Here is a 16,429-nt window from a genome sequence, read left to right as displayed (position 1 = left end):
CTCCTGATTAGTGGCCCAGATAAACTTCAATGACTTTCGGGTTGTTCTGCACCGACTCCATGCTGCCTTCAGCCAGCACCTTGCCCTGATGCAGCACCGTGACCTTGTGGGCGATGCTTTTGACGAATTCCATGTCGTGCTCGATAACCAGCACCGAACGGCCCTGACTGATGCGATTGAGCAGCTCGGCGGTCTGCGAACGCTCGCTGACGCTCATCCCGGCAACCGGCTCGTCGAGCATCAAGAGTTGCGGGTCTTGCATAAGCAACATGCCGATTTCCAGCCACTGCTTCTGGCCGTGGGAGAGCAAGCCCGCCTGCTGTTCAAGCAGATCACCGAGAAAGATGTCCGCCGCCACATCCCTGACTCGCGCCACCACTTCATCAGAGCGCTTGAAAAACAGCGCGCCGAACACCGAGCGCCCTGCCGGAAAAGACATTTCCAGGTTTTCGAACACGCTCAGGTTGTCGTAGATCGACGGGGTCTGGAATTTACGACCGACCCCGGCGCGGACGATGTCGTACTCGTGCATTTTGGTCAGTTCCCGGCCCTCGAACTGGATGCTGCCGCCCGTAGCGCGGGTCTTGCCGCAGATCAGATCCAGCACCGTGGTCTTGCCCGCACCGTTCGGGCCGATCACCACTCGCACTTCGTTGCGGTCGATGTACAGATTGAGGTCGTCCACCGCCTTGAAGCCGTCGAAAGACACCGTCAACCCTTCAATCGCCAGCACCGGTTTGTTCATTTGAAAGCCAGTCGGGCTGTTCATGGCTGAGTCTCCAGTGGCGTGACGCTGGCTTTCGGCATGGCCTGTACCGGTGTGATATACGGCTTTTCAAGAACAGGCGCAGGCTTGCCGCGCACTCTGGCGAGCCATTTGCGGCCGTGGCTTTCCCACAAACCGGCCAGGCCGTTGGGGAAGTACATGACCACCGCGATGAACAGGCCACCCATCAGGTACAGCCACAACTCCGGGAAGGATTCGGAAAAATAGGTCTTGCCGTAGTTGACCAGCAGCGAGCCATACACCGCGCCGAGCAAGGACATACGCCCGCCCACGGCAGCAAAGATCACCATTTCGATGGAAGGCACGATGCCCACGAAGGACGGCGACATGAAGCCCACCTGCAAGGCGAACATCGCCCCGCCAATGGCCGAGAACGCTGCCGCTACGCAGAACACGAATATCTTGAAACTGGCCACGTCATAGCCGGAAAAACGCACCCGTTCTTCCTTGTCACGCATGGCCATCAGCAGTCGGCCGAGCTTGGAGGCGAGGATGAATTTGCCGATCAGAATGCAGACCAGCAGCAGCCCGGCATTGATGAAGTACAAGGCCAGTTTTGCGCCGTCGCCACGGATGTCCCAACCCAGCAGGGTCTTCAGGTCGGTGATGCCGTTGACGCCGCCGGTCAGCCCTTGCTGGCCGATGATCAGCACCGTGAGAATCAGCGCAATGGCCTGGGTCACGATGGAAAAATACACGTCGCCCACCCGGCGTTTGAACATCGCCAGACCGATCACCAGGGCGAGAATCACCGGCACGCCGATCACCGCGATCACCGTGAACGTGAAGCTGTGAAACGGGACCCACAACCACGGCAGTTCGGTGATCTGGTTCCAGTCCATGAAATCCGGGATGCCGGGGGTGGACTGGATCTTGGTGCTTTCCGGGTCCGATGCTTCCAGCTTGAGAAACATCGCCATGCAGTAACCGCCAAGACCGAAGAACACGCCTTGGCCGAGACTGAGAATCCCGCCGTAGCCCCAGCACAACACCAGGCCGACAGCGACAAAAGCGTAGGTCAGGTATTTGCCGACCATGTTCAGCCGGAAGGCGTCCAGCGTCAGCGGGAACACCACCAGAATAAGCGCGGCCAGGATCAGCAGGCCAACCACGCCTTGCTTGCCGCCGAGCATTTTGTTCAGAGCATTCATAGGGCCGCCTTATTTTCGTGCACTTTCATTTACGGACCTTGCTGGAAAACAACCCTTGCGGGCGCATCAGCAGAATCAGGATCACGGCTGACAGGGTCAGGACCTTGGCCATGGAACCGCTCATGAAGAATTCGGAAATCGACTGGGTTTGAGCGATGGCAAATGCCGAGGCAATGGTGCCAAACAGGCTCTGCGCACCCCCGAAAACCACCACCAAAAAGGTGTCGACGATGTATAACGAACCCGCAGTTGGCCCGGTGGAGCCAATGGTGGTGAACGCGGCACCGGCTACACCGGCGACACCGCAGCCGAGGGCAAACGTCATGCGGTCGACCTTGCGGGTATTGATCCCCACGGCCCGGCTCATGATCCGGTTCTGCACCGTGGCGCGAACGTGCAGGCCCCAACGGGTGCGGTACAGCATCAGAAAAATCATCGCAGTGAGGAGGATGGTCAGGCCCATGACGAACAGGCCATTACGCGGAATCTCGATAGCATCGCTGAGGCTGACCGAGCCCATCAGCCATTCAGGCGGCGTGGCGCTGACTTCCCGGGCACCGAAGATCGAGCGGAAGGCCTGCTGCATCACCAGCGACAACCCCCAGGTGGCGAGCAAAGTATCCAGTGGGCGATGGTACAAACGGCTGATCATCACCGATTCGACCACCCAGCCAATGGCACCGGCCACCACGAACGACAACGCGATGGCGAAGAAAAAGTAGTAAGGCTGCATGGACGGCATGTACTGCAACGTCAGGCTGGACATCACGTAAGTGGTGTACGCGCCGATGGTGAGGAACTCACCGTGGGCCATGTTGATGACGCCCATCTGGCCAAAAATAATCGCCAGCCCCAGGGCCATCAGCAGCAGTACGCAGAACACGGATAACCCGTTGAACCCCTGCATGGCCGCGATGGCACCAAATTCCGATAGCCACTGCATGGTGGTCCCTCCCTAGGGATTTGATGATTTCGAGATAAGTGGTTGGGGACCACAGCGGCAAGTGGTGAGCTGCAAGCTGCAAGCTAGAAGCGGGTCTTCGTCGTTTCTGCTTTCTCTTGCAGCTTGAAGCTAGCCGCTACCGCGCAGCGGCTACTGATAACCCTTCGGAAACGGATTCGGCTCGATCAGGTCTGATTCGTAGATCACCTTGAACTGGCCGTCGCTCTGTACTTCACCGATGCGGGTCTTGCTCCACAGGTGGTGGTTTTCGTGAACTTTGACGTAGCCTTCAGGTGCGGTTTTCAGCTCGATGCCAGGCGACGCGGCGACCACTTTGTCGATGTCGAAGCTGCCGGCCTTCTCTACCGCAGCCTTCCACAACCATGGGCCCAGATAGGCGGCCTGGGTCACGTCGCCCATCACCGAGTCCTTGCCGTATTTGGCTTTGAAGGCGTCCACAAACGCTTTGTTGTTGGGGTTGTCGAGGCTTTGGAAGTACTTCATGGAGGCATAGAAGCCCTTCATGTTTTCGCCGCCGATGCCCAGCAATTCGTCTTCGGTCACCGAAAGGGTCAGCAGGTTCTGTTTCTCAGCCGTGACACCCGCCGCTTTCATCTGTTTGTAGAAGGCAACGTTGGAGCCACCGACCACAGCGGCAAATACCACGTCAGGTTTTTTCAGCTTGACCTTGTTGATCAGCGAACCGAATTGAGTGTTGCCCAGCGGGTAGTAGTCCTCGCCGACCACGGTGCCTTTGAGCACGTTTTCAATGTGCTTGCGGGCGATCTTCATGGAGGTACGCGGCCAGATGTAGTCCGAGCCGATCAGATAAAAGGTCTTGGCGCCTTTGGTCTTGGCGATCCAGTCCAGGCTGGCAAGGATTTGTTGGGTGGCTTCCTGGCCGGTATAAATCACGTTTTTCGACTGTTCCAGGCCTTCATAAAAGGTCGGGTAGTACAGCAGGCCGTTTTCCTTCTCGAACACCGGCAACACCGCTTTGCGCGAAGCCGAGGTCCAGCAGCCGAACACCGCTGCAACCTTGTCGCCGACCAATAGCTTCTTGGCTTTCTCGGCGAAGGTCGGCCAGTCAGACGCGCCGTCTTCCTGCACGACTTTGATCTGCCGGCCGAGGATGCCGCCCGAGGCGTTTATCTGGTCAATGGCCAGACGCTCGGCCTGGATCGAACCGGTCTCGGAAATCGCCATGGTGCCGGTGGCCGAGTGCAGCTGGCCGACGGTCACTTCGGTGGCGGTTACCGCAAGGCCGGTGGTGTTGGCGTCATCGGCCAGCGCCGCTTGCCCGAATACCCCTGCCGCCATCAGCGAAAGCGCAGCAGCGCCCAGCGTCAATCGACGTGGCAAAAACCTTTTGGCGCCTGTCAGTCGTGAATCCATGTTCCCGCTCCTGTGCTTGTGGGCTCCCACAGTCCGCAAGGCACCGTGGCGAGGTAGCGGCAAGCATGAAGTCGGCGAACAAAACCCGGTATACGCACCATGACGTACCGGGCTACGTCATTTGACGTAGGGTCGGATTGCGTAAAAAAGTGGATGATTGCGCCCGTGTTAAAACAAGCCGCTGTTGGAGCGAGGCTTGCCCGCGAAGGCGATGGCCTGATTTTCACAGATGTGTTGGATTCACCGGCCTCTTCGCGGGCAAGCCTCGCTCCAACAGGTTCATGATTTACCTGTGGGACCGAATTCATTCGGGAAAGCGGTATTTCAAGCGATGCATGAGCTCTGGATGTACCGGCCTATTCGCGAAAGAATTCGCTCCTACACGATTAGCGCCGCGTAAGGGACAACGGAGGTTCAACCCACAGGCACGGAAGTTGCTGTCGGCAATTCAATAACCTTTCAGGAAATCAACCGTGCGACCCTCCGGCTCCCAACGCATCGTCAAGGTACGTCGCGATTACAACAGCCTGGTCGCCGACGAGACCATGGAGGATTACGCCTTACGTTTCACCCCGAAATCCTTCCGCAAATGGTCGGAATTTCGCATCGCCAATACCGCCGTCGGGGCGATTTCGTTTTTGGCGCTGGAGGCCATCGGCGGTGCGCTGGTGATGAGTTACGGCTTCACCAACACGTTATGGGCTATCCTCGCCACGGCGCTGGTAATCTTTCTGACCGGCCTGCCCATCAGCTATTACGCGGCCCGCTACGGCGTGGACATGGATTTACTGACCCGCGGCGCAGGTTTTGGCTATATCGGCTCGACCATTACCTCGCTGATCTACGCCAGCTTCACCTTCCTGTTCTTTGCCCTCGAAGCGGCAATCATGGCCCTGGCCATCGAGCTGTATTTCCAGATCCCGCTGGCCATGGCCTACGTCATCTGCTCAATCATCATCATTCCGCTGGTGGCGTACGGCATCACTCTGATCAGCCGTTTGCAGATGTGGTCGCAGCCGTTATGGCTGACCTTGCTACTGGTGCCGTACATCTTCGTTATCTGGAAAAACCCCGAAGCGCTCACTGACCTGACGACCTTTGCCGGGCGCGAGGGCGAAGGTGGCACCTTCAACCTGCTGTTCTTTGGTGCAGCGTTCAGCGTCGCGCTGTCGTTGGTGACGCAAATCGGCGAACAGGTCGACTATTTACGCTTTCTTCCGGAAAAGACCCGCAAGAATCGCAAACGCTGGTGGGCCGCACTGTTGATGGCAGGTCCCGGCTGGATCATCCCCGGTGCGCTGAAAATCATGGCCGGTGCCTTTCTGGCCTTCCTCGCCCTGCAACACGAAATCCCCATCGAGCGGGCCGCCGAACCGACGCAGATGTATCTGGTGGCGTTTCGTTACGTGTTCAGCTCCCCGGAATGGGCCCTGGCGGCCATGGTGCTGTTCGTGATCATTTCCCAGATCAAGATCAACCTGACCAATGCCTACGCCGGTTCACTGGCCTGGTCGAACTTCTTTGCCCGAGTCACCCACAGCCATCCGGGGCGCGTGGTGTGGCTGGTGTTCAACGTTGCCATCGCCCTGATCCTGATGGAGCTGGGGGTGTTCGACGCCATCGAACAAGTGCTGGGCCTGTACGCCAACGTCGCGATTGCCTGGATCGGCACACTGGTGGCAGATCTGGTGATCAACAAGCCACTGGGTTTCTCCCCGAAACACATCGAATTCAAACGCGCGCACCTGTACGACATCAATCCCGTCGGCGTCGGCGCCATGTCGATTGCCTCGCTGCTGTCGATCTGTGCCCATTTCGGGGCGTTCGGCGAACTGGCTCAGGCCGCCCCGCCGCTGATTTCCCTGACCACCGCGTTGATTGCCGCACCGTTGATCGCCTGGTGGACCCAAGGCAAGTACTACATCGCCCGCACCAGCGACCCGCTGCAACTCTTCCCCCTGGGCCAGCAGACCAGCCTGCGTTGTGGCCTGTGCAGCAACGAATTCGAAACGCCGGACATGGCGTACTGCCCGGCCTACAGCTCGCCCATCTGCTCGTTGTGCTGTTCGCTGGACGCCCGCTGCGCCGACCAGTGCAAGAGCCGCGCGCGGCTGTCGATGCAGTTCGAAGACGTGATCAGCAAACTGCTGCCAAAACTGCCGCTGCAATACCTGCATACCCGCCTGGCGCAATATCTCGGCTTGCTGACCGTGTTGCTGCTGACCATTTCCGGAGCCCTGGCGGTGATCTATGGCCAGGTTTCCCACAGCCTGATTGACCAGTCCCCCGCCGTGCATCACACGCTGTTTCTTGCGTTCCTCAAGGCATTCTTCACCCTCTGCGTGTTCGCCGGCATTCTGGCCTGGTGGGTGGTATTGACCCGGGAAAGCCGTCGCGTCGCGCTGGAAGAATCGGACCGCCAGACAGCCTTGCTCATGCAGGAAATCGACGCCCACGACAAGACTGACCAGGCGTTGCAAAAAGCCAAGGAAGCGTCGGAAGCAGCCAACGCCGCCAAGAGTCGCTACGTCACAGGCCTGTCCCACGAGCTGCGCACGCCGCTGAACAGCATTCTCGGCTTCACCCAGATTCTGCAACGCGACCCTGCAACCCCGGCCCATCAGCAGGATCCGCTGGCGACCATCCTGCGCAGCAGCTCGCACTTGCTGTCGTTGATCGACGGATTACTGGACGTCGCCAAAATCGAGGCCGGCAAACTGCGTCTGGAACCGTCGGAAATTCTCTTTCAGGAATTCCTTCACGATCTGGAACAAATGTTTGCCCCGACAGCGCGGGAAAAAGGCCTGACCTTCCGTCTCCATGTGGAAGGCCGCATGCCAGCGGTGGTCCGCGGCGACGAGAAACGCGTGCGGCAAATCCTCATCAACTTGCTGGGCAACGCGGTGAATTTCACTGACAGCGGCGAAGTCTGCCTGCTGGTCAGTTACCGCCGGGAAACCGCGATTTTCGACATCATCGACACCGGAATCGGCATCGCCCCCGAGCAGATCGACCGGATCTTCCAGCCCTTCGAGCGCGGCGGTCTGGTGCGTCAGGACAACGGCGTCGGCCTGGGACTGACCATCACCCGCATGCTCACCTCGTTGATGGGCGGCGCGTTGTCCGTCACCAGCCAGCCCGACGAAGGCACACGCTTTCAGGTCCGGCTGTTTCTGTCCGAAGTGCGCGTGCCCAAAGCGGTAATCCATGTGGATCACGACGTCATGGGTTATGAGGGGGAGCGGCGGCTGATTCTGGTGGTGGACGATCACATTGAGCATCGCAAAGTCATCAGCGGCATGCTCACGCCGCTGGGCTTTGAAGTGGCCCAGGCGGCGAATGGTCAGGAAGCGATTCGTCAGGTGTCACTGCTGCACCCGGACCTGATTCTCATGGACCTCTCGATGCCCGACATGGACGGTTGGGAGACCAGCCGCCTGATCCGCCGCAACGCCCTGTCTTTGGCACCGATCATTATTATTTCCGCCAACGCCAACCCGTTCACCGACGACAAAGAGCGCAGCCTGCCGGAGGTCTGTGACGACTATCTCGCCAAACCCGTACATATCCAGCAACTGCTGGACCGCATTCAACACCACTTGCAACTGCAATGGTTACGCCGCCTGCGCACGGTGTCGGTGGTCAAAGCGCCGTGGACCCTGCCGCCCCGTCAGGACTTGCTGGATCTGTACGAGCTGTGCGGCCTGGGTTATGTGCGTGGCATCCAGGCCAAACTCGATGCCATCGAGCGGGAAAGCATCACCAGCGCCAGCTTCATCGCCGACCTGCGAACCCTTGCCAAAGGCTTTCGTCTGGATGAACTCAGCCTGCAACTGAAGGAGGCCCTCAATGAACGCCCCGATACAACCTGCTGACAACGGCGTGATCCTGATCGTCGACGACACCCCGGATAATCTCGCGCTGCTCTCCGACGCGCTGGATGAGGCCGGTTACATGGTGCTGGTGGCCCTGGACGGCAGCAGCGCCCTGAACCGCATTCAACGCCGACGCCCGGACCTGATCCTGCTCGACGCCATGATGCCCGGCCTGGACGGCTTCGAAACCTGTCGCCGGATCAAGGCGCAGCCGGAAAGCGCCAACATTCCGATCCTGTTCATGACCGCCCTCACCGACAGCGAACACGTCGTCAAAGGCTTCGAAGCCGGAGCCATCGACTACGTGACCAAACCCATCGTCTGCGACGAAGTCCTGGCCCGGGTCGCCTCCCATCTGCGCACCGCACGCATCCTGCAATCTGCCCGCAACGCCTCACAATCCGCCAGCCTGGGCTTCGACGACAAACCCACCTACGGCAAACTCTCCAGCCGCTTCCAGCTCACCGAACGAGAAATCGAAGTACTGCGCTGGGTATCCTGCGGTAAGACTAACAAAGACATCGGCGACATCCTGCAACTCAGCCCGCGCACGGTGAACAAGCATCTGGAACATATCTACATAAAGCTGGGCGTCGAGACGCGTACGGCGGCGACTTCGGTGGCATTGGCGGCGATGACGGATCGGGTTTGATTGCCAGTAAATGCCTGTTTACCTGTCCTCTATCAATTGGCAGGCAGAACGGAAGTCCAGCTTGTTCTTTTTCCTGTTCATGGCCTGCTCAACCACTTTTGTCGCGCGTTGCAGTTCCGGGCTGGGTTTGGCCCATTGGTCTGGAGGAATAGGCGCTGACCACTCGCGGACTTTTTCCGGGATATCCGGAGTGCCTGCTCTATGACCCCATTCGGCGATCATATAGGGCATTTTCCAGAAGCTGAGTACACGCCAGATGTACCAACGGCGTAGGGGCCAGCGGGTACGTGGGGAGAAACCAATCTCAGCACGGCGCTCATCGCTGAAGCTGCAGTGCAGACCCCCTTCTTCCTCTTTCAAGAGTTTTTCGACTTCCCAGGTGTGCAGGCCCTCATAAGGACGAAGCTCATATTCCGTATAGGCGCGGCCATGGGAAAGACGTTGCCACACATCGTATTCGTCCTCGGGCACGCCATGTTCCATATATTGCCGAATGGCTTCCCAGGTCCCTATGGCGTGGGCCTGGCTGGGTTTGCCAAGCAACAAAGGCTGTACCATTTCCGTCTTTTCATTTTCCAGCGCAAGGCCAAAGGTAAAGAAGACCGTGGACCCGTATTGGCTAACCATCTCCCCTTGCGACACCCAGGCCGTTACCTTCTCCCAAGGCACTATCAGGATTTCTTGCGTATCACTGCTGATATAGCAGACTTCTCGACGCTGACGATTGAAGCGTAATGGGTACTGTCTTGCTTGTTCGCGGGTTTGGGAAATTATCGTATGGACAAAAATCCCCACCATTAGACATACCCCCGGCAGATAATAGGTCCAAACAACTTTAAGCCCTAAAATTAAAATTCTGGAAAACGTGTTACTGGCGCTCTCCACCCCAAAAAAATAAACAAACGTCGCAATCCAGACAGGCATTCCAACCAGAATAATGATTGCAATCCAAATAACCCAAGCAAGTAACTTTGCCTGCCACACCATGCCTCTATTATCTCCACCTACTTGAAGGTATACATCGTTCACTTCCGAGAAATCATGAATACTCACCGGCAACTGGCCGGTATAAACCGGTAAGGGAGCCAGATACAGGGTTTCCTCGAAAGCCGTCTTGCGAACTTCACCGACTTTGGGTCGCAAGGTATCTAAATCATGAGCCGATGGCGGTGGGTGGTCGGCTTTGCGTTTAAACAGTTTACCTAGCATTAGGCTTTACCAGATCAATATCCCTAAGCAGCCAGGGCTCTGAGGGCTTAAGTTGCCTCGACTCTTCTGTTTCTCCTTTATAGGCAAAAGTGCCGATTCGCTCCTGCCAACGATCCTCGATCAGCTTGCGGTGCAGATCCACAACGTAAAAGGTAGAGCGATGGCTGATCCCGCGGTGCTCTTCAAGTTCGTAGCTGACCGCCAGGGCCAGCCCGAAATAGTCCGTCATCAAGGGGCGCAGATCCAGACACAAAACCAGCGCCGCATCAGGACGATCAACACGCCTAAACTGGCTGACCAGTACCTCGGTGCATTTCGACCAATAAACAGGATTTTGCAGTCCCCGTGAAATGCCCGGATCCTTCTGGCGCTGATGAGCTTCGATCCACACTTTGCGACGCTCCAGGTCCGCACTGCGGATACCCGGAAAGGTCAGCCGCAACTCGACACTGTGCCGGGTACGCACCAATTCGCATAAGGGCTGCTGAACGATCCCGGCCAGTTTCCCCCAGCTTTCATCGAGACTCAGGCCAAGATTCTCCCGCCCCCAGATACTGCCTCTAACCCACTTTTTCAGTGAGTCGATATTGAAGTAGTTGTACAACGCCTCCCCGGAAAGCTGAAGGCCGGTGGCAGCGATACCGATCAAATTTGCTCTGGCTGCAATGCCGACCAGCGAAGAACTGTGCTGCGCCCAAGACAGCGCACGCAACTTCGCAGGCTCACGCATGATTCTTCGGGTTATAGAGGCGGTGTGTTTAAGCGCCCACCCATTCGTCCCAACCAATACTATGTCGCCACTCATTTGCAACGAGGTCGCAGCAAGTTTTTTGCCGTCACCTTCTGCTAATGCGTTTGACCATTGTTTAGTATGCTTACCGAAATCGGCAGATGCCGCAGCCACCCCGAAACCAAAAGCGCCCAAACCGGTGAATGCAGACCACTTACCCAAGCGACTCAAGGTATCGAGCTTGCCGCTCGCACTATACCTCTGGTTAATATGGGCTTGCAGCACGTTAATCGATATACCTTGAATGGCTGCAAAACCAGCAGATGACATGGTAATTCCTGCGTCTACCAAATCAATTACGTCTCTCCACCCAAATTCTTCCTTCGATGAAAGCTTTGAAGAAACCTCAATAAACTTAACCACCTGAATCAAAAACAGCACTGCGGCAATCTGATCCCCCCTCGACATCAACAACCCACGTATCGGCTCCTTAAAGGTCCCAGTCCTTCGATAGTCGCTGACAGTACGCTGCATCTCCTCCAAAAGTTGGGCGTCCATATTGCCGAGCGCCAGCCCGAACTTCCCTGCACCTCCACCGGGGGTCAGTGCCAGACTCAGGCGTTCCTCAATAGGAGCCAGTTGATACTTGAGAACGCCAATATGTTCATTAATCCGCAAGCGAGAGCCCAACGGATCTGCGTCACTAGTTTTGTACTTGAGCATTTCGCGACGTTCTTTATAAAGTTCTTTAAGCTCATCACGCAGCACCAAGGCTGCCTTGCGGTCACTATTGAATTGTGCGTACTCAACATCCGAGGCAATACGCAACTGCAGTCCGCTGGTAGCGTACGCGCTGATTAGGCGAAGTCGCGCCGCAGTACCGATATTGCGGATAAAGCTGTTAGGGTCTATTGGCTGGCTTTTGCGAAACTGCTGCTTGATAAGATCAAGCTCATGAGCCTGTTGCATCTGTGAGGCTGGATCATAGGCATTACTCAACAAACTCCTCAAACCCGTAAATTGAGTATTCAGATTGTCGAAGTTTGGCAACCGCTGACGCATCAGGCTGTTGAACTGATTGGCCAGCAAATCCATGTCGCGAACCACCGCTGGAGCGTCGCTAAGCTTGATGCTGAAGTTACTCAACTCGGCGAGCTTTTTCTGCACGTCGGTCTGGTCTGCAAGATTCAAGGTGTCGAGGCCGGGGATCTGGACCAGCGGGTTTTTCTCCAGATAGTCGTGCAGTTGCCGAACGGACGCCTCATCGTCACATATCGCCGCCACGCAGTTGAACTCTCGCTCCAACCGATGCTGAATCTGCTCGCTCTGGCGGAAATCGTAATACCACGCGGCGCGATGGAAGTGACCTTCGACAATCATCTTGAGGCGGTCGGCACGGACTCGCTTGAGCTGGCCGTGCCAATGACTCAGTAATGTCTGCTGCTTGAGCATGAAGCCTTGCATCGCATCACGATGCACCAGTTGATCGATACCCCGCTCGCCGATTTCCTTGCCACCCAGCGCATGCCACGTATCCATTTCCAGTTCGGTGATTGCAGGTTGATGGGTTTCCCAACGTAGCTGCCCGAGACTGTCACGGAGTTCAACCGTGGCCTTGGCCAACGGATTGCTTTGCGCCTGATTGCGCCAGCTTTGCTCGTCACCGAAGATTGCCGGACCGCGATAGTCGCGCTTCACACGCAGGTATTCGTAGAGCTTTTCTCGCTCGGCGTCATTGGTGTCGTCGATGAGTGCTTCGTAGCGCGGGTCCGCACTGCCCAGCTTCTCCAGACGCTTCTGATTCACCTCATACATGGCCTGGATGTAAGCGCCCGTCAGGTATTGATGTTGCGTATCTTCATCCTCGCTCCACTGGCCGATCCAGTCAGCCAATTTGAGTTGCGCCGCCGCCAGATCGAGCATGATGCCGATATCATCGCGAACCACCAGAAACAGAAAATCATGTTTGTGTGCCGCATTGACCTGGCTTGTCAGTTCTTCAATCCAGGTGCGGCGAAACAATGCCTCATGCTCCCAACTGTAAGGAATGCTCTCCTCCGGGTTTGCGCCATCAGGCAAGTCTTGATTGGGCAGGGTTTCAACGGTTTCGGCGAGCCATTGACGTGCCTGCTTTTCATCCAGCAGATGTTTTCCCGCATCTGCGCATTGCACCTGTTCAAGGCTGACGCGCTGCATGAAGTGTTCACGCTCAGGCAATTGTCCGATGACCTGAGAGCACTTATATGCCGTCCACTGAAACTCTGAATACGCTACAAACAGCGTGCTATTCCGAGGGAATACCAACTCGGGTTCGCCGATCGAGTGAGTTCGGGTATCAGCGCTGACCTCTGCTCCTTTCCATAGAAGTTTGCTTAACGAGCCTTGTTCTATTCGGTACTCATGCAGGTAGCCGCTGGCGTCATCGACGATGTACAAGTAGCCGTCGCGTAGCAGGCGGATACCGGTTCTTCGGCTTTGCAAGTGGTGCGGTATAGAAAAGCTTCGGGGTGGCTGCAGGTTTTCCACAAGGCCGTACCGAAGGGGCAAAAACTGGAGGGTGCGCTTCATCAATGGGCACATGCCACCTGCGTCAAGTTCATCGACGTGTTGCGCGTTGGCCGTCAGGTTTGCCAGATGACCGCGAGGGGTCTGGAGGTCAGTCATTGGGTACTCCGCTGCGCCGCCAGGGTGGCTGCTCGATCGACACGCTGATGGGGTGTCAGGTCAGATTTTCTGTTCAGCAGCTCCACGATATCCGGATGGGATTGAAGCCCTTCATCGCCCAAAAAACCGAAAACGTTTGCGTACAGCCATATTTCTCGTCGGGTGCGAAAGCCGCGTTCAATGGCTGATTCAACAAGCTGGTGAATACGCTCAAGGCGTCGTTCTGGAGGTAAGTCAGACAGGTAATCCGGGAAGAAGCGGCTCATATGCGAATAGAGCTGATTGACAGACATTCGATAGGCAACCGTCTGGAGGGCAGCCCATTGCTCGTCGTTGGGTATGAACGACTCAACAGGCCGTAATGACGGTCTTTCTCCCGGGCGCGGGTATTGCCGCCATCCTGGTAAGGGGTGCTGAGTAACCAATACCGTTTGACAGGGTCCGAAAAGCTTCGCGTCCGGATGGTGTTCCGGGGCAAAAATCGCATGCGCCACATCAGGAGAGGAAATACGCAAATACATATCGTCATGCTCTGCAGGACGAATACTGGTCAACCAGCGCATGTGCGCTAACAGGTCGTCCCACGAACCATCACTGACAAGCAGGTATCCCCAGCTACCGGCCGTGTTGGCCAGAAACTGCTGAAGTATCGGGTTCTGATCATCGCGTATGCGAACGAGACAAGGGGAAAGCTGACTGATACAAGCCCATCGAGTACCGTTGTAGAGCACATGAGCTTCCGGGGCCGGGGACCACTCATACAGACTGCGAAGGAGGTTTTCGACCTGAATGGCATCCAGAAGGAGGCCGACAGGCTTATCCCAAGTGAAGTCATCCGGCAGCGTAATGGCGGACGTCACTGATTGACCGTGCATGGCAAACCCTTGGCCAAAGAAAGCGCAGGACTTTGCCGTTTAACGGACCGGGAGTCAGTCGGGGATATGCGAGAGGTGTTGTGGGATATTTCAGATGCGAACGAAGGCTCTGTCTTGATAGGCAGGTGAATCTGGATTCCTTTGGTAAGGAGCCGTCATCGCTGGCTCTCGTACACTCGGCAAGCGCCTATCAAAAAAATAGCAATCTGATTTGAAATGCTTTTCTGTAGGAGCTCACCGAGGTTACGAGGCCAGCGATGGCGGTCTTTCTGATAAATCGCTATCGCGGCCTCGCGGTGCTCGTGCGCGCCTACAGGCCCTGTGTCTGCTGCGCGACGGCGAGGTTCGATAGAATCCCGCCTAGTCCTGCCGGCAATCAGCAAGCACGCGCCGGCCATCGTTGCGATCTATCACGGTATCGCCAGCGCTTCGTTTCTCGCGGCTGACAAATAGGTAACGGTAGCGGTCGTTTTCCAGCGCCACTGCAAAGCCTTCGGGTGTTTCTGTCTCAGCCAGTTGACGCAGTGCGCCGAGACGACTCGAATCGCCCGCTTTCGGCCAGGCTGGCACGCGAGAATTTGTAGAGCACTTCTTCAGATTCGACTGTGGGAACGAGGTAATAAAGCCTTCCTCGTCGACAAGCGCCCCGGCTATCGGACCGCTGAGGTGTCCACGAAAGGATGGACCGGCTACCGGTAAGGTGTCAGGACCGCTGATGTAGTACAAGCGCTGCTCACTGATCCCAAGAACATACGGCGTATTGTCCGGCCTGAAGAACACCAGGTCGGGCACATTCGAGATGCGCTTCACATCGTTCACGCCACGAAAATACAGCACATCACTCCCTGCAAGGGCGAGGCGTGACTCTGGGCCGTTATCGAAAACCTGAGGATGATTCGCCTTGCAGCGCAGGTCAGGATGGCCCGCTATTGGACAGGTTGGAGATAAGGTTTTGATGTCAGCGCCATTATAGCCATCGAGCTCACTTAGGCTGTCCACTGCCTTTCCTCTCAGATAGAGACGACGCCCGTCGCTGACCAGGCTCCTGCGTGAGTTTTCGGGAACAAGCATAGTCAGCGTCGGCAAGACATCGGGTCTCTCCTTCACGCTGCTCAGGCCAACTTCGAATACACGGCCGGCATTGATCACGAAGGGCCCGACGAACTGCATCTCCCCCAACGCCATGTCCGGCATCGGCTCGTCACCGTGATAAATGTGGTTGCGATCCTTTGCCCAATCCTCGTGCCCGTCGGCGCCCGATGTATCAAATGCCTCGAAAGTGGCTGGGTCCGCACCTTCAATAGGGGTAGGCGTGAGAAACACCGTACGGCCATCAGTTGAATACCAGGACTCGCCCAAACGTCGCAAATCGGCGCCATGGGGCGTCATCAGATGATAGCCACGCTCTTCATGCACCACATTACGCTGCATCTTTGATGGGAGTATGCATGCAGGGATGGGTATACCTACACCATCACCAGAGCGCGGGCACGCCGTGCTTTCTCTCTTCGAGTCAGTCATGAAGTACCCTTTGCCACCAATCTCAACCAATTGGCGGCCTTTCACGGTAATTTTCTGTTCGACGCAAATTCCTTTCTTCTCGGGATGCTGCTCATAACTCCGCTCGCCAGGCTTTGCCAGTGGGTACCAGTTTTCGGTGCACTCATTCACCGTATAGGCATGCACAGCAGAGGACGAGGCCAGTATCACCGCGCCCCATAAGAACCTGATAGCGTTCCAATTCTTCATCCCTGCTGCCCCACTTACCTTATTCGTTGCGATATGTATTTCCCCCGCCTGCGACCGCGGGGTGCTGATAATAACGCTCAAGGGAATGGATCGGATGCGATCAATCCGAAAAATATTGCGAATCTTGCGCGTGCTGTGTTGCCCAATCTCTAACGACTACAAACCAGCCCACAGACAACAAGAGATGCCGTGATGACCGAGCAAACGAAAGATCAGGAATCGAACCGCGAAGACCTCGACCACAAACCGGAAAATGCCGGGAAGATTGGCGAGAAGAACAAGCAGATGAATGAACAGGGTGAGCAGCCGAGACCAGGTACGCCGGCGGACCCGAAGCAGGGTTGAGGGTAGTACCGGTGATCTCGTGTGGGTGCGGTGGGGGGGCCGCCGGATATTTAA

Annotated in this window: 11 protein-coding genes; 3 read left to right on the top strand and 8 right to left on the bottom strand. The window is 56.7% G+C overall.

What is annotated here, in order from left to right:
• Window positions 1–7 precede the first annotated feature (7 nt).
• The 4 genes from urtD to urtA form a co-directional block, all read right to left on the bottom strand.
• Entirely contained in the window at window positions 8–769 is a 762-nt protein-coding gene (urtD, locus tag H8S59_RS12610; protein ID WP_122805537.1) for an urea ABC transporter ATP-binding protein UrtD, read from the bottom strand.
• Window positions 766–1,938, bottom strand: coding sequence for an urea ABC transporter permease subunit UrtC (gene urtC, locus H8S59_RS12605; protein ID WP_187521614.1), 1,173 nt, complete (start codon window positions 1,936–1,938; stop codon window positions 766–768). The genes urtD and urtC overlap by 4 nt, the downstream gene beginning before the upstream one ends.
• A 25-nt stretch (window positions 1,939–1,963) precedes the next feature.
• On the bottom strand, window positions 1,964–2,881 hold the full coding sequence (gene urtB / locus H8S59_RS12600) for an urea ABC transporter permease subunit UrtB (RefSeq protein ID WP_176469875.1): 918 nt from the start codon (window positions 2,879–2,881) through the stop codon (window positions 1,964–1,966).
• A 150-nt stretch (window positions 2,882–3,031) separates the two neighbouring features.
• Window positions 3,032–4,276, bottom strand: a complete 1,245-nt coding sequence (urtA, locus tag H8S59_RS12595; RefSeq protein ID WP_187521613.1) for an urea ABC transporter substrate-binding protein — start codon at window positions 4,274–4,276, stop codon at window positions 3,032–3,034.
• A gap of 473 nt (window positions 4,277–4,749) precedes the next feature.
• On the opposite strand from urtA, the gene H8S59_RS12590 reads away from it, so the two are divergent.
• Window positions 4,750–8,151, top strand: coding sequence for an ATP-binding protein (locus H8S59_RS12590; RefSeq protein ID WP_187521612.1), 3,402 nt, complete (start codon window positions 4,750–4,752; stop codon window positions 8,149–8,151).
• Window positions 8,126–8,803, top strand: a complete 678-nt coding sequence (locus H8S59_RS12585; protein ID WP_187521611.1) for a response regulator — start codon at window positions 8,126–8,128, stop codon at window positions 8,801–8,803. The genes H8S59_RS12590 and H8S59_RS12585 overlap by 26 nt, the downstream gene beginning before the upstream one ends.
• 18 nt (window positions 8,804–8,821) lie before the next feature.
• On the opposite strand, the gene H8S59_RS12580 is transcribed toward H8S59_RS12585, so the two are convergent.
• The 4 genes from H8S59_RS12580 to H8S59_RS12565 all read right to left on the bottom strand — a co-directional run bounded on the left by H8S59_RS12580 (window position 8,822) and on the right by H8S59_RS12565 (window position 16,030).
• Complete coding sequence (locus H8S59_RS12580) at window positions 8,822–10,012, bottom strand: DUF6708 domain-containing protein (RefSeq protein ID WP_187521610.1); 1,191 nt, start codon at window positions 10,010–10,012, stop codon at window positions 8,822–8,824.
• On the bottom strand, window positions 10,002–13,406 hold the full coding sequence (locus H8S59_RS12575; RefSeq protein ID WP_187521609.1) for a toxin VasX: 3,405 nt from the start codon (window positions 13,404–13,406) through the stop codon (window positions 10,002–10,004). The genes H8S59_RS12580 and H8S59_RS12575 overlap by 11 nt, the downstream gene beginning before the upstream one ends.
• Complete coding sequence (locus H8S59_RS12570; RefSeq protein WP_187521608.1) at window positions 13,403–14,281, bottom strand: DUF4123 domain-containing protein; 879 nt, start codon at window positions 14,279–14,281, stop codon at window positions 13,403–13,405. Before H8S59_RS12570 ends, H8S59_RS12575 begins: the two co-directional genes overlap by 4 nt.
• Window positions 14,282–14,641: 360 nt before the next feature.
• Window positions 14,642–16,030 carry a DKNYY domain-containing protein gene (locus H8S59_RS12565; protein ID WP_187521607.1) on the bottom strand — a complete coding sequence of 463 codons (1,389 nt, stop codon included), beginning with the start codon at window positions 16,028–16,030 and terminating at the stop codon, window positions 14,642–14,644.
• A gap of 192 nt (window positions 16,031–16,222) precedes the next feature.
• Between H8S59_RS12565 and H8S59_RS12560 the strand changes: the two genes are divergently transcribed.
• Complete coding sequence (locus H8S59_RS12560) at window positions 16,223–16,375, top strand: hypothetical protein (protein ID WP_095102471.1); 153 nt, start codon at window positions 16,223–16,225, stop codon at window positions 16,373–16,375.
• The last annotated feature ends 54 nt before the right edge of the window (window positions 16,376–16,429 follow it).

The organism is Pseudomonas folii, assembly GCF_014357575.1.
In the GTDB taxonomy this organism is placed as follows: Bacteria; Pseudomonadota; Gammaproteobacteria; order Pseudomonadales; family Pseudomonadaceae; genus Aquipseudomonas; species Aquipseudomonas folii.
Note: the sequence above shows the minus strand (reverse complement) of the source record. Positions and strands in the feature narration are given on the sequence as shown.